Source organism: Sphingomonas faeni (assembly GCF_023195535.1).
Classification (GTDB): Bacteria; Pseudomonadota; Alphaproteobacteria; order Sphingomonadales; family Sphingomonadaceae; genus Sphingomonas; species Sphingomonas faeni_B.
Genome location: NZ_JALPNF010000001.1, coordinates 42652 through 55563, shown reverse-complemented (window position 1 = coordinate 55563; position 12912 = coordinate 42652). Strand labels below are relative to the sequence as shown.

Below are 12912 nucleotides of genomic sequence, written 5' to 3'. Positions count from 1 at the left end.
TCCCCGTTTCGCGCTCCCCGCGAGCGCCCCCCACCCCGACGACGGGCGAGCGGGTTTCCTCACCTGCGTGCTGAAAATAAATCAGGCGGTCGGGAAAATCCGTACGGCGTTGGCATCCGCCTGAACACGAACGGGCAGCAGGATGGCGATGGACCGGGCAAAGGCTTCCGGGTCGCCGACGCGGTACATGCCGCTCAACCGCAACCCGCCGACCCGCGGATCGGCAACGATCAGCGGGCGGTTCGTGTAGCGGTTCATCTCGGCGACGGCCTGCGACAGCGTCTCGTCGCGAAACGCCAGGCGGCCGTCCTGCCAGGCGATCACATCCCGCAGATCAGGCCGGTCCACCCGCTCGGCATGTCCGGCGGTCATCATCATCCGGTGACCGGGCGCCAGCGCAAGCGCCGTCCCGTCGCGCAGAATCCGCGGCGTGCCCTCGATCGCGGTGAAGGCGACGGATTCGCCATCGCGCCGTATGTCGACACGCCCCGCCGGCAACGACGCACGCTGCGCGCCCGCCTCGATCACGAAGGGGCGGGCATCCTTCGCGACGTTCAGATTGATGCGCCCGGCGCTGAGCGACAGGATGCGGGCGTCGGTCTCGGGGTGGAAGCGAAAGCGGGTCGCGGTGTCGAGCATCACCCGCGTGCCGTCTTCCAGCAAAAGACGACGCTGCTCGCCCACATTGGTCCGATAGACGCCGGCGATGGCCTCCTGCCAGCCAAACACCATGCCACCCGCCGCTACGACGGCGGCAGCACCAGCCAGCACAGCGCGACGCGACATCTGCGGGGGGCTGGTCGCCGGCAACGGGCCCAGCCCCCCCACCGATTCCCAGATTGTGGACGCCCGCTCGAATGCGTCGGCATGATGCGGATTCGCGTTCCGCCAGGCACGAAAGGCCGCCTCGTCATCGGGCGTGCGGTCATCGGCATGTAATCGCGCCAGCCATTCTGCCGCCTGCCGGTTTGCATTTTCCGGCATGCGGTCGAAGCTCACGTCACCAATCCTCCACCCAGTCGGTCAGATGCGCCATGGCCCGCGCGATATGCTTCTCGACGGCGCTCGGGCTGATGCCGAGTTCGGACGCGATCTCTCGATACTTACGACCGTCGAGCCTGTGCATCAAGAAAATCTCTCGGGTCCGAGGGCTTAGCTGTGCGACGCCGCCCCGCACCCGTTCTAGCCGATGCCGCGCTATCAGCGCTTCGTCCTGCAGCGGCGTGGCATCGGCGATCACGGCTTCGACGAGCGTCAGCGAAACCGACACCCCCCGCCGCCGCTCGCGACGATAGGCGTCAATGCCGCGATTGGCCGCGGCCCTGGCGAGCATCGCCGGGGCATTCTCCGCGACCGTCTTGCGCTCTGCCAGGCCGATCCAGGCATCGTGCAGCAGATCCTCGGCATCGTCCCGCCTGGTCATGCGGGCAATCTGCTCGCGCAGCCGCGACCAGCCCCCGCCCAGCCCTCCCACGCAACCTGCAACTTCCCGTGCGTTCATAGCGTGGCGGTTAGGGGCTCTAGGGTACGGTTTCGTGACAATCCCGTGCAATCCCGATGACGCTGCCCGTAAGTCGCGACTATAAATCGGGTTCGGACAGAACCACAGGTCCTGCCACGAGTCCTCCCCCGGCATAGCAATGACGGGTTCGCCGTCACTGGTGCTGGCGCCGCGGACGCGCAGATAGCCGGCCGCCTGCGGGGCGATCATGCCATGGGTGACGACATAATCATCTGCCTCGCGGGGCCATGTTGCGGAGCGGCTCGATCATGCGCGGCTTTGTATCGCGCGCCGGGTCGGCCGGAAACGCCTCGCGCGTGCCAAAGCCGGCTTCGATGCCCGGCATGAGTACGAGATCACCCAGCCGATCCAGATGCGCTTTAGCCGACGTGCGCGGCGACGTTGCCGTCAAAGTGCTCGGCGACGACTTCGGGGGCATGAACGCCGCCGCCGACCGCATCGCCAAGATCCTGGGCAATACACGCGGCGCCGTCGACGTTCGCGTCGAGCAGACGGAGGGCCTGCCGATGCTCGACATCCACCCGAACCGCATGGCGATGTCGCGGATCGGCGTCACAGCCGGCGACGTGCAGGACATGGTGGCCGCCGCGATCGGCGGGCGCGAAGCCGGTCTGATCTTCGAGGGCGACCGCCGCTTCCCCGTCGTAATCCGCCTGTCCGAAGCGGCGCGGTCCGACCTGACCCAAGTGGCGCAGGTACCCGTGCCGACGTCCGCCGGCGGCTTCGCGCCGCTATCGACGGTCGCCGATATCGCGGTAGTCGACCGCCCCAACCAGATCAGCCGCGAGAACCGCAAGCGGCGCGTTGTCGTCCAGGCCAACGTGCGCGACCGCGACGTCGCCAGTGTCGTCGCCGACGCGCGCGCCGCGATCGACGCGCAGGTGAAGATGCCGCCCGGCATTTATGTCGAATGGGGCGGGCAGTTCGAGACCCTGGCGTCCGCGAACGATCGGCTGTTCCTCGTCGTACCGGTCTGCTTCGCGGTCATCATGCTGCTGCTGTACGGCGCGCTCGGCTCGTTGCGCGACGCGGTGATCGTCTTCACCGGCGTACCGCTCGCGCTGGTCGGCGGCGTACTCGCACTCGTGCTGCGCGGCATGCCGTTCTCGGGCTCGTCCGCGGTCGGCTTCATCGCGCTATCGGGGGTCGCCGTTCTCAAATACTCCTCAGTCGTTCTTCCTCAGCGAGCGGCGGCATGCCTCCCGGCGGCGGTCAACATCGCTCATAATCGTCGCCATGGGCGCTGAAGGGACATGGAGCACGCCCAAATCACTTGGGTATGGGCTGCACTATGGAGAGTAAGCCCAACCCTCGACCGTCAGACCAGCAGGCTGTAACGCCCCAGCATGATGCGCCAGCACCGATTTCCGGACAAACCGAACCTAGCCTCTTGGCCGAGGACGATCGCGAAGTGTGCCGGATTGAACCTCAGTTCCATACCCAGGTTGATGATCACGACCCAAGTGTTCAATCCGTCGCCAAAGCAGGCTTCGATGAGGGCGCTGGCGCGATCGTTCTCGTTGGAAACGCATGTGCCGAGCAAGGCGCGCAGGCGAGCGTGAAGGACGGCCTGATGAAGCCGGTTCGCAATGATCGCGATGGTGAACTAGCGTCGTTATCGCTGAAAGTTGGCCGGTAACTACCGGCGGGAAAAGCAAAAAGCGAGCAATCCCCATTCACCCACTGGCCGAGGTCAGCAGGCAAACGGGGAAAGTTGATCGGGTCGGTTACGTCACCGTCGGTCACAGCCCGCAGGCTTATCTTCAACCGACGGCACCGGGACGATGCCGCCCCGGTGTCGGATTTCAAAGGCCTTAGCCGGTCGGCAGCAGCACCGTGTCAATCACGTGGATAACGCCGTTGGTGCAGGCGATGTCGGAAGTCACCACCTTGGCGCCGTTCACAGTCACGCCGTCAGTGCCATCGACGTGGACATTGGCGCCGCCCGCGGTTGCCGGGTCGAGCACTTTGCCGGTCACGTCCGCCGCCATCACCGTACCTGGCAGTACGTGGAGGAGGAGGATCTTCGTCAGCTTGTCCTTGTTCTCAGGCTTGACCAGATCGTCGACAGTGCCGCCCGGAAGTGCTGCGAACGCGGCGTCGGACGGCGCGAAGACCGTGAATGGCCCCGCGCCCTTCAGTGTGTCGACCAGCCCTGCGGCGCCGACCGCGGCAACGAGCGTCGTGAACGAACCCGCAGCGACGGCGGTATCAACAATATCATGCTTGGTATCGGTCATCTTTTCGATCCTAGATCAGAGCAAAAAATAGCGCGTTTGCCAAGCTTCCGACCCGCGCCACGATCCGCCGCGGCCTCGGTTCGGAGCCTGGGATCGGAAGTCGCCGCGCCACGTCGTTGTCCGGCACGCCCCTCTTTCCACCCGGCAGACCGATGCGCGATATGACCTTTTGGTCGTATGGAAATCGACGTCCCCGACACCAGGTGCGAGCCGCGAACTGAAAGAGAGTTGCAGCTTTTCGATGATGCAGATCTAGGAGAATCAAGAATACGAAGGGAGATTCTGCCTTTATCACTCTTTTCCAAACCGGGCCGTTTGCGAGAGCGGGTTGTTGCCGTGGATCATGGCGCCTTGGCCGGACCATCCGGATTACGGCGTGCTTCCGCGACAGCCTTGCGCAGGGTCGCAAGGTCGAGCGCGCCGGGCGCGAGATAGGCGCCGATGATGAACGCCGGGGTGCCTTGCAGGCCGATTGCCGGGGCCTGCTCGTTGGTCCGCGCGAGCAGGGCGTCGATTTCAGCCTTGTGTTTTACAAGATCGGCTTGCAGCCGGGGCCAGTTCACGCCTGCCCGATTTGCGGCGGTCCTGATCGCGGAAGAATCTAGTTTTCCTGCCCCTGCATACAGTGCTGCGTTGAAGGCTTCGTGCTTGCCCTGCCATTGGCTGGCGATGGCGGCGCGCGCGGCTTCGACCGACACGGGCCCAAAAAATTGGCCAGTCCCGATAGACCAGCCGGATTTTCGGATCAGAGGAGATCAGGGCCGCAACCACGGAATGCATGCGCCGGCAATAGCCGCAATTATAGTCCGCGAACTGGACGATCGTGATGTCATAGCCTTTGGGCGCGACTTTTGGGGCAACCGGATCTTCCAGGATCGCCGACTTGATGATCGTTGCGGCGACCGCCGGTGGGGTCAGCGCGTCCGTGGCCCCTATGCCGAGGCCGGTGATCGCGAGCACTGCGAGCGTCGCCACGGAGGGGCGAATGCAGTTCATTGATTGGTCTCCAGAATGTCGTCGATACCGTCTTCGAGTGCAGCACGCGAAATCTCTCCGGCATGGCTCTCGCGTATCATGCCGTCCCCGGCGACGAACAGGGTGGTCGGCAGGGCTCCCGAACCAGCAGCGCGGCTGAAATCCTGGCTACGATCGACCAGCAGATGCGGCGATGTCAGTCGCTTCGTGGCCAGGAAAGCCTTTACGACGTCCGGCGTCTCGCCTTGATCGATGAACAGAACCGGCACTGCGGGACGTGCCGCCGCGGCCCGCACCAGCATCGGCATCTCGCGCTGGCACGGTCCGCACCAGGTCGCCCACATATTGATGACGAACGGCTTTCCCCGAAAGCTATCGATAGCAACCGGCTGTCCATCGATTGTGTACGCGACAAGCCCCTTGGGCAGAGGGATGGCGGTATCTTCGACAAGCAGATGCGCAGCCGCTGCCCAGACCATGACGGCGATACCCAGGCTCGCCAGCGATCGATAGAGCGCGGCGGAACGGCGGAGCGTGGCGACGAGAACCAACGCCGCCCCGACGATGCCCGCAATCACGGAAAATCCACCCTGCCAGATCGCGAGCGCCGACAGCGGATCATCGCTGTAGCTAGGGATGTGCATGGCGACATAGCCAATGCGTCCCATGACCAAGCCCGCCACGACCGCCGCCGTGGCCGCGTTCGACGTCGGCCGGGACGATTTTCGCGTCAGAAACGACACCAGGCCGATAAAAACCGCGATCGCGAGCAGCGCGAGCAATCGGTCGGTCGACAGCACCAGCGGACCGAGGGCGACGGTATTGCCGATCGTCACAGCGCGGCCGCGCTCTTCCACAGCATATAGGCTGCAACGACGAAGATCAGGATCGCGAAGACGGTCGTGAGCGTCCCGCGGCCGGAGAGGCGCTTGGCAACGACCGTCCCGACCATGCCGCCGACGACACCACCAGCGATGAAGACACCCGCGAGCGGCCAGTCGACGAGACCGGATAGCGCATAGTTGGTCGCAGTCGCCAGCCCGAACGCCGCGACGGCGACCAGCGATGTTCCGACCGCGTTGATCATCGGCATCCTGGTCGATGCGATCAGTCCGGGCACGATCAGAAATCCGCCGCCGATGCCGAAAAAGCCCGAGAAAATTCCTGTACCAAGCCCGAAGCCTAGCACTTTCGGGGCGTTTGCGCGATTGCAGGCAGCGCCCTCGACACCGAGGTTGCGCCGGCCGCGCAGCATCAGGATGCCGACCGCGACCATGACGATGGCGAATAGGAACAGCAGATGCTGGCCATCGACGGCCTTGCCCGCCGACGATCCCGCAAAGGCCCCGAGCACGCCTGCCCCCGCATACATCAGCCCGCAGCGCCATTTGACGGTGCCGGCCCGCGCATGGCTGAGCAGGCCCGTCGCCGCATTCGCTGCGACCGCGAGCGCGCTCGTCCCGATCGCCACGTGCGGATTGGTGACGCCGACGAGATAGACCATCAGCGGCACGGCGAGGATCGAGCCGCCCCCGCCGACGAGGCCAAGCGTGAAGCCGACCAGGCCGCCGGACACTGCGCCCAGCAGGTATTGGATGGTATCGAGCATGAAAACGGACCTTGGTCGGCGGAGTTGGCTCAGGCGGCTTGGCGATGCTCGGGATGCGCCATCCACTCGCGGCCCTTGAGCATGCCGTTCCAGTAGATCCATGGCAGGCCTTCGGACTTCAGCAGCCAGGACAGCCGCTGCGGCTTGGTGCCCTCGATGATCCACGTCGGAAAACTCGGCAGCAGCTTTCCGCCGTAACCGAACTCGGCGAGCAGGATCTTGCCGCGCTCGACCGTCAGCGGACATGAGCCATAGCCGTCATAGAGCGCCATCGGCGCCTTGCCGGCGAGCATCGACAGCAGATTTTCGGCAACGATCGGCGCCTGCTTGCGCGCGGCGGCCATGGTCTTCGCGTTGGGCGTCGATCCGCCATCACCCAGACCGAACACGTTGGCGTAGCGAATGTGTTGCAGGGTCGTCTGATCGACATCCACATACCCCGCGTCGTTGGCGAGAGGGCTGTGCGCGATGAATGCCGGTGCCTTCTGGGGCGGCGTGACGTGGATCATGTCGAACGACCTGGTGATCTCTCCGCCCTTCTCGCTGAAGGTGGCGGTTCGGTCAGATCCGTCGACCGCAACCAGGGTGGACTCGAACTGGAGGTCGATACCGTAGCGGTCGACATAGGCCATCAGCGGCGGGACGAACTCCTTTACGCCGAACAATACGCCCCCGGCGTTGTGAAACTGCACGTCGATGTCCTTGAGCACGCCCTGCCGCTGCCAATGATCGCACGACAGGTACATCGCCTTCTGTGGCGCGCCGGCGCACTTGATCGGCATCGGCGGCTGGGAGAACAGCGCGGTACCGCCCCTCAGGGACTGAACCAGTTCCCACGTATAGGGTGCGGTTTCGTAACTATAGTTGGACGTGACGCCGTTGCGCCCGAGCGTCTCGACGAGCCCATCCACCCCGGCCCAGTCGAGTGCGATCCCCGGTGCGACGACGAGCGCGCGGTATCCGACGGTGGAGCCGTCTTCCAGTGTCACGGTATTGCGCTCGGGCTCGAAGCTGGCGACCGCGCCTTTGATCCAGCGCACGCCGGCGGGCATGACGCTCGCCTCGGGCCGCCGCGTATCCTTGGCATCGAACACGCCGCCGCCGACCATCGTCCAGCCCGGCTGATAGTCATGCTCGGTGCGCGGCTCGATGACGACGATGTCGAGCGAGCGGTTACGCTCGCGCAGCGATGCCGCCGTCGCCAGCCCTGCCGAGCCACCGCCGACGATGACGACATCGGCCCGCGACGGTCCCGCTCCTTCCGGAATTGCCACGGTTGTTTCAAGTCGGGGACGAAGCGCCGTCAGGTCATAGCCGGCGTCGCTCGCCGTCCTGAGGATCGTATCCGCAGGCAGCGCCCCGGCTTGCGAGAGCGCCCAAAGCGACGCCGAGCGCGTGCCGGTGCGGCAATAGGCGAGGACCGGAGCGTCGAGCCGCGACAGCGCATCGGCCATGCGCGCGACATCCTCATCGCCGATCTTTCCCGGCACGACCGGCACATGCGCAAACGCCATGCCGTGCGCCGCTGCAAGCCGTTCCATGGCGTCGGCGGATACTTGCCCCGGCTCCTCGCCATCCGGCCGGTTGTCGATGATGGCGCGAATCCCGTCCCGCGCTGCCTGGGCGATATCCGCCTCGGTCAGCTGGGGCGATACCGACAATGCGAGGGTAAGCGGCTTGATGGTCATGCGGATCGTCCTCGAGGGGGCGCTCCGGAACGCAACGCGCGCGCCGGAGACGAAGTCAGGCGGCGAGCGGGCGCTTCGAGAAATACCAGTCGGTGTACGCGAAGCCTTCGCCCTCGCGGCCGGCGGCTGCGGCGATCGTCTTGGGCGGCGGCACGATGGCGTCCTCGCCCGGCTGCCATCCGGCGGGCGTCGCGACGCCGTTGGCATCGCTTGCCTGCATCGCGGTAACAAGGCGGACGATCTCGGGGATCGAGCGACCGTTGCTCATCGGATAATAGAGCATCGCGCGCAGCACGCCTTCGGGGTCGATCACGAAGGTCGCGCGCACGGCCGACGTGTCGCTCGCGCCCTCGTGGATCATGCCATAGGCCCGCGCGACTTCCATTTTCAGGTCTTCGATGATCGGAAAGGGGATTTCGACGCCGAACTTCTCTGCGATGTTCCGGGTCCAGGCGATATGCGAATATATGCTGTCGATCGAGAGCCCGAGCAGCTCGCAATTCCTCGCCTTCAGCTCGGCCGCGACCCCGGCGAAACCGATGAACTCGGTGGTGCAGACGGGCGTGAAGTCCGACGGGTGCGAGAACAGTACGAGCCACTTGCCCTTGTAATCGGCGAGCGTGCGATCGCCGTGCGTCGTCTTGGCGGAGAAGCCCGGTGCGGGCGCATTGATGCGCGGCAGGCCGACCGTAAATGTATCAGACATGAGGCGTCTCCAGGTGAGGCTGCTTTGCCGGGGGGGCAAGCAGCAGGCGGTGCAGGATCATGCCGCCGAGCATTGCGGCGACGAAGATCGCTGCCGGAACGGGGGCGATGACGAGGTCGGCGATGGCGGGCCCGGGGCAAAGCCCGGCGATGCCCCAGCCGATGCCGAACAACACCGACCCGCCGATAAGGGAGCGCGTGATCCCGGTCGTGGCTGGCAGGACGAAGGATGTGTCGGCGATCGGCGCGTCGAGCCGCCGACGGATCCTCCACGCGACCGCCATCGGCAGGATGGCGCCGACCATTACGAAAGCCAGGGTCGGGTCCCACGCGCCGCCGAACAGGTCGAGGAACGCGCGGACCCGAGCGGGGTCGGACATGCCCGAATGCGCGAGGCCCGCACCGAACAGCACCCCGGCCAGCAGAGCGATCAGGACGCGGCGCATCACGACGTCACCCCCAACGCGCGCATCGCCGCCACCGTGGCAAACCCTGCGGCCATGAAGCTGGCGGTCGCCACGATCGACCGCGGCGAGAGGCGCGACAGGCCGCAGACACCGTGACCGCTGGTGCATCCGCTACCCATACGCGTGCCGAACCCCACGATCAGGCCGCCAAGCACGAGGGCCGTGACGGACGTCGGAAACCGGGTGGCTATCGGTCCGAAGGCAAATGCCACCAGCAAGGCTCCGAGTGGCAAACCGAGGATGAACGCACTGGCGATCGGCCATGGCGTCCCGCCGGATGCGATACCCGTCGCGCGCGCGACCATGCCGCTGACCCCGGCGATCCGGCCCAGTCCCAGCAGTATGATCGCGCCGGCAAGGCCGATCAGCAGGCCGCCGGTCAACCCGGCAAGCGGCATGGCGCCCGTCCAGTTCATCACAGGACGTTCAGCGGGATCTGGAGGTAGCGCGTGCCGTTCGCCTCGGGCTCGGGCAAGTGGCCGCCGCGCATGTTGACCTGGATCGACGGCAGGATCAGCTTCGGCATCCCCAAGGTCGCGTCGCGAGCCGTCCGCATCGCGACGAACGCGTCCTCTTCGACACCGTCATGAACATGGACGTTGCCGATACGCTGCGCACCGACAGTGGTCTCCCAGACATAGCGGTCACGTCCAGGCGCTTTGTAGTCGTGGCACAGGAACAGTCGTGTTTCGGCAGGAAGGGTCAGCAGCCGCCGGATCGAGCGGTAGAGCTGCCGCGCATCGCCGCCCGGAAAATCGGCGCGTGCCGACCCATAGTCGGGCATGAACAGCGTATCGCCGGTGAACACCGCCTCGCCGATGACATAGGCCATGTCGGCCGGGGTGTGCCCAGGTACGTGGAGCGCGATCGCCGGTATCGAACCGATCGCGAATGCATCGCCGTCGTCGAACAGCCGGTCGAACTCCGAGCCGTCGCGGGCGAATTCGGTACCGGCGTTGAAGATCTTGCCGAACACGTCCTGCACCCGCAGGATGTCGCGGCCGATGGCGAGCGTGCCGCCCAGCGCCTTTTGCAGATAGGGTGCCGCCGAAAGATGGTCGGCATGGGCGTGTGTCTCGAGCAGCCAGTCGATCGTCAGCCCCTCCCCTCGCACATACGCGATGATGGCGTCGGCGGAGGCGGTATCCGTCCGGCCCGCGGCCGCATCGAAATCGAGCACGCTGTCGATGATCGCCGCACGCAGCGTCGTCGGATCGTGCGCGACGTAGCTCGCGGTGTTGGTGGGCTCGTCGAAGAAGCTGCGAACGACGAGTTTGGGCCCCGCCTGAGCGATGGACACTTGCGATGCGGCAGCGGCGAGAATCGGGTCGGTCATGACGCTCATATACAGTTATACTTTCAGACTTACAATACATCGGTATTTACGTATGTACGTTGCGTGTGAAAGCGTGTCGAGGCAATCAGATGGCGATGATACAAAACGCAGAAGCAGCGCTTGCTGGCGCTACGGGACCGCGACCGCTGCGGATCGGCGACACCGCGCCGAACTTTCACGCCCGCACGACGCGTGGCGAGGTGAGCCTCGACCAGTATCGCGGTCGCTGGGTGGTGTTCTTCTCGCATCCGGCCGACTTCACGCCGGTCTGCACGAGCGAATTCATCGCGCTGGCCAAGGCGATGCCGCAGTTCGAGGCACTGGACGCTGTCCTGCTCGGGCTTTCGGTGGACAGCCTGTATTCGCACATCGCATGGCTGCGCGCGATCCGAGAGCTGTTCGGCGTCGAAATCCGCTTCCCGGTCATCGAGGACCCATCGATGGCGGTCGGTCGCGCTTATGGCATGATCGACGACGATGCCGCCGATGCGTCCGCGGTGCGCGCAACATACTTCATCGACCCCGAAGGCGTCATCCGCGGCGTCACCTGGTATCCGATGACAATCGGCCGCTCGATCGACGAGATGGTCCGCATGCTCGCCGCGCTGAAGCGCGCCGCCGACGGCAGCGTCCTCACCCCTGCCGGCTGGCAACCTGGCGACGATGTGCTGGTCCCCCCTGCCCAGACCGCGGAGACGGCGATCGGCGACGATGCTCCCGCGGGCTGGTTTCATCAGACCCAGCCCGATCGATGACGGCGATCTATCAGTCCCGCGAGCGTGCCAATGCCGCGGCCGACCGCCTCAAAACCTATGCGCAGCCGCAGCGGCTCATGATCCTGTCCCGCCTGCTCGACGGCGAGCAGATCGTCGCCGAGCTCGAACGTTCGACGGGGATCGTCCAGCCGGCCCTCAGCCAGCAGCTTGCCGAATTGCGAAAGGCAGATCTCGTCGTGATGCGCCGCGCGGCGAAACAGGTTTTCTACCGACTGGCCGATGACGACGTGACGCTTTGCGTCCGCGCGATTGAGGCGATGTTTGGCAGTGGCGAGTCCGTGGCGACCGCCTTGGAACGCGTCACCGGGGCGACCGAGCCGTCACCGACACCTGCTCCCAAGCCGAGTGTCGCGGCCGTGTTCGCGCGTGTCGGCTAAGCTGGCGCAATCGCCGTTCACCAACTTCGGGCAAGACCGTGCGGCCACTCGCGTCGGACTATGCCATGCCCATTGATCCAGATGGAGACCGATCATGCCGAGAACCGTATGTGCCTTGCTGCTGGCTGCGACGGCAATGATGACCGCCGGCGTAGCTGGGGCTTCCACCGCTCCCGTTTATCCGGTCATTCCGCGCTTCGGCGGGATCGTTCCCATGCCGGATGCGGCCGAGCGCCCTGATCCCAAACTGCGCTACCGGGTGTTGTTCAACATCACCAAGGCGGCCCCATCGCCGGACAAGCTCAACCCGAGCCTCGAGAAGGTCGCGCGGTTCGTCAATCTGCTAGGGGCCGACAAGGTTCGTCCTGCGCGGGGTGACATCGTCGCGATCATCCACGGCCCTGCGACCCCACTGATCCTTCAGAACGCCCCCTATGCCGCGCGGACCAAGGTCGCCGAGAATCCGAATATCGCGCTCATCGCCGCCCTGCAGACTGCGGGCGTTTCGGTCCAAGTCTGCAGCCAGGCGATGATCGGAAACAGCATAACCCCGGAGCAGATCGTCAAGGACGTCGTCGTCGATGATTCCGCGCTGACCACCTTGGCCACTCTGCAATTGCGCGGCTACGCGCTGATCCCGGACTGACGCACGGCGCGATACGGACAAGGATTCCCAGGCCAAGCCCCGTCAGAACGAGGACATCATCGAGGCATGGCGATGCACTCGGCGCGTCGCGGAAGAAGCGCCCCTTGAACAGTCGCGCAGAGCCGATGTCCAGCGCGACGACTGCGGGAAGAGGTCGTATTCGAGCTGGGCCTGCACCTGCTGCCCCGCACGGCGCCCGGCGCGACCGGCTTCGTCCTGAACGTCGCTGTTGCTGAACCGATCGAAGGCGCTTGCCAACCGGAACAGCCAATAGTCGCTCATCAGCGACAGCCGCTTGGTGGGCGATGCCTTCACGCCGACGCCTAGAGAGACAAGGTTCGAGCGATCCACCGCGCCGAACAGCTCGGTCGGACCGAGTTCGAAACGACGGGCACCGTACAGCGTATCGATCTTCAAGGGATCACAGCCCACCCGTTCGCTGACCGAACGTACCTCGCAGCAACTGGCCGCTTACCTTCTCATCGCCCAGCCCGGACGAGCGGACGAGCGCAATCGCACCCTCGCGATCATAGTCGGCAGCTCCATCGACATGCTCGACCTGCTAAACTCG

16 protein-coding genes and 1 pseudogene are annotated in these 12912 nt (G+C 65.3%); 5 read left to right on the top strand and 12 right to left on the bottom strand.

What is annotated here, in order from left to right:
• Positions 1–81: 81 nt before the first annotated feature.
• Complete coding sequence (locus SPHN_RS00270; protein WP_248520478.1) at positions 82–999, bottom strand: FecR family protein; 918 nt, start codon at positions 997–999, stop codon at positions 82–84.
• Position 1000: 1 nt separating this feature from the next.
• Positions 1001–1501: an RNA polymerase sigma factor gene (locus SPHN_RS00265; protein WP_248520477.1), complete on the bottom strand. Its 501-nt coding sequence runs from the start codon at positions 1499–1501 to the stop codon at positions 1001–1003.
• Positions 1502–1850: 349 nt separating this feature from the next.
• On the opposite strand from SPHN_RS00265, the pseudogene SPHN_RS00260 reads away from it, so the two are divergent.
• Both SPHN_RS00260 and SPHN_RS00255 read left to right on the top strand, forming a co-directional pair.
• A pseudogene (locus tag SPHN_RS00260) lies at positions 1851–2679 on the top strand (efflux RND transporter permease subunit); the annotation flags it as partial.
• 233 nt (positions 2680–2912) lie between these two features.
• Positions 2913–3161 carry a hypothetical protein gene (locus SPHN_RS00255; RefSeq protein ID WP_248520476.1) on the top strand — a complete coding sequence of 83 codons (249 nt, stop codon included), beginning with the start codon at positions 2913–2915 and terminating at the stop codon, positions 3159–3161.
• Between the two features lie 175 nt (positions 3162–3336).
• Here the strand turns inward: SPHN_RS00255 and SPHN_RS00250 are convergent, their stop codons facing one another.
• The 9 genes from SPHN_RS00250 to SPHN_RS00205 all read right to left on the bottom strand — a co-directional run bounded on the left by SPHN_RS00250 (position 3337) and on the right by SPHN_RS00205 (position 10542).
• Positions 3337–3762 carry a fasciclin domain-containing protein gene (locus SPHN_RS00250; RefSeq protein ID WP_248520475.1) on the bottom strand — a complete coding sequence of 142 codons (426 nt, stop codon included), beginning with the start codon at positions 3760–3762 and terminating at the stop codon, positions 3337–3339.
• A 341-nt stretch (positions 3763–4103) separates the two neighbouring features.
• Positions 4104–4460, bottom strand: coding sequence for a DsbA family protein (locus tag SPHN_RS00245; RefSeq protein ID WP_248520474.1), 357 nt, complete (start codon positions 4458–4460; stop codon positions 4104–4106).
• 294 nt (positions 4461–4754) lie between these two features.
• Positions 4755–5573 carry a prolipoprotein diacylglyceryl transferase family protein gene (locus SPHN_RS00235; RefSeq protein WP_248520473.1) on the bottom strand — a complete coding sequence of 273 codons (819 nt, stop codon included), beginning with the start codon at positions 5571–5573 and terminating at the stop codon, positions 4755–4757.
• Complete coding sequence (locus tag SPHN_RS00230; protein WP_248520472.1) at positions 5570–6346, bottom strand: sulfite exporter TauE/SafE family protein; 777 nt, start codon at positions 6344–6346, stop codon at positions 5570–5572. The genes SPHN_RS00235 and SPHN_RS00230 overlap by 4 nt, the downstream gene beginning before the upstream one ends.
• 29 nt (positions 6347–6375) lie before the next feature.
• Positions 6376–8034, bottom strand: coding sequence for a bifunctional protein tyrosine phosphatase family protein/NAD(P)/FAD-dependent oxidoreductase (locus SPHN_RS00225; protein ID WP_248520471.1), 1659 nt, complete (start codon positions 8032–8034; stop codon positions 6376–6378).
• A gap of 55 nt (positions 8035–8089) precedes the next feature.
• Entirely contained in the window at positions 8090–8740 is a 651-nt protein-coding gene (locus tag SPHN_RS00220) for a peroxiredoxin (RefSeq protein ID WP_248520470.1), read from the bottom strand.
• Positions 8733–9185: a DUF6691 family protein gene (locus SPHN_RS00215; protein WP_248521420.1), complete on the bottom strand. Its 453-nt coding sequence runs from the start codon at positions 9183–9185 to the stop codon at positions 8733–8735. Before SPHN_RS00215 ends, SPHN_RS00220 begins: the two co-directional genes overlap by 8 nt.
• Complete coding sequence (locus SPHN_RS00210) at positions 9185–9622, bottom strand: YeeE/YedE family protein (protein ID WP_248520469.1); 438 nt, start codon at positions 9620–9622, stop codon at positions 9185–9187. Before SPHN_RS00210 ends, SPHN_RS00215 begins: the two co-directional genes overlap by 1 nt.
• The gene (locus tag SPHN_RS00205) at positions 9622–10542 is read right to left on the bottom strand and encodes an MBL fold metallo-hydrolase (RefSeq protein ID WP_248520468.1); all 921 of its coding nucleotides are present in this window, start codon (positions 10540–10542) and stop codon (positions 9622–9624) included. The genes SPHN_RS00210 and SPHN_RS00205 overlap by 1 nt, the downstream gene beginning before the upstream one ends.
• A gap of 89 nt (positions 10543–10631) precedes the next feature.
• On the opposite strand from SPHN_RS00205, the gene SPHN_RS00200 reads away from it, so the two are divergent.
• The 3 genes from SPHN_RS00200 (at position 10632) to SPHN_RS00190 (ending at position 12341) form a co-directional block, all read left to right on the top strand.
• A complete protein-coding gene (locus SPHN_RS00200) occupies positions 10632–11297 on the top strand; it encodes a peroxiredoxin (protein ID WP_248520467.1) in 666 nt (221 codons plus the stop codon).
• A complete protein-coding gene (locus tag SPHN_RS00195; protein WP_248520466.1) occupies positions 11294–11695 on the top strand; it encodes an ArsR/SmtB family transcription factor in 402 nt (133 codons plus the stop codon). Before SPHN_RS00200 ends, SPHN_RS00195 begins: the two co-directional genes overlap by 4 nt.
• 94 nt (positions 11696–11789) lie before the next feature.
• On the top strand, positions 11790–12341 hold the full coding sequence (locus tag SPHN_RS00190) for a DsrE family protein (protein WP_432715034.1): 552 nt from the start codon (positions 11790–11792) through the stop codon (positions 12339–12341).
• Between the two features lie 42 nt (positions 12342–12383).
• Here SPHN_RS00190 and SPHN_RS00185 read toward each other — a convergent pair whose 3' ends face one another.
• The gene (locus tag SPHN_RS00185) at positions 12384–12758 is read right to left on the bottom strand and encodes an alginate export family protein (protein ID WP_248520465.1); all 375 of its coding nucleotides are present in this window, start codon (positions 12756–12758) and stop codon (positions 12384–12386) included.
• Positions 12759–12912: the final 154 nt, after the last annotated feature.

Excerpts from the sequence above, each read along its gene's own strand:
- SPHN_RS00265 (WP_248520477.1), bottom strand. The coding sequence starts at position 1,501 with ATGAACGCACGGGAAGTTGCAGGTTGCGTGGGAGGGCTGGGCGGGGGC.
- SPHN_RS00190 (WP_432715034.1), top strand. The coding sequence starts at position 11,790 with ATGCCGAGAACCGTATGTGCCTTGCTGCTGGCTGCGACGGCAATGATG.
- SPHN_RS00225 (WP_248520471.1), bottom strand. The coding sequence starts at position 8,034 with ATGACCATCAAGCCGCTTACCCTCGCATTGTCGGTATCGCCCCAGCTG.
- SPHN_RS00215 (WP_248521420.1), bottom strand. The coding sequence starts at position 9,185 with ATGCGCCGCGTCCTGATCGCTCTGCTGGCCGGGGTGCTGTTCGGTGCG.
- SPHN_RS00250 (WP_248520475.1), bottom strand. The coding sequence starts at position 3,762 with ATGACCGATACCAAGCATGATATTGTTGATACCGCCGTCGCTGCGGGT.
- SPHN_RS00205 (WP_248520468.1), bottom strand. The coding sequence starts at position 10,542 with ATGACCGACCCGATTCTCGCCGCTGCCGCATCGCAAGTGTCCATCGCT.
- SPHN_RS00200 (WP_248520467.1), top strand. The coding sequence starts at position 10,632 with ATGGCGATGATACAAAACGCAGAAGCAGCGCTTGCTGGCGCTACGGGA.
- SPHN_RS00210 (WP_248520469.1), bottom strand. The coding sequence starts at position 9,622 with ATGAACTGGACGGGCGCCATGCCGCTTGCCGGGTTGACCGGCGGCCTG.
- SPHN_RS00195 (WP_248520466.1), top strand. The coding sequence starts at position 11,294 with ATGACGGCGATCTATCAGTCCCGCGAGCGTGCCAATGCCGCGGCCGAC.
- SPHN_RS00220 (WP_248520470.1), bottom strand. The coding sequence starts at position 8,740 with ATGTCTGATACATTTACGGTCGGCCTGCCGCGCATCAATGCGCCCGCA.
- SPHN_RS00230 (WP_248520472.1), bottom strand. The coding sequence starts at position 6,346 with ATGCTCGATACCATCCAATACCTGCTGGGCGCAGTGTCCGGCGGCCTG.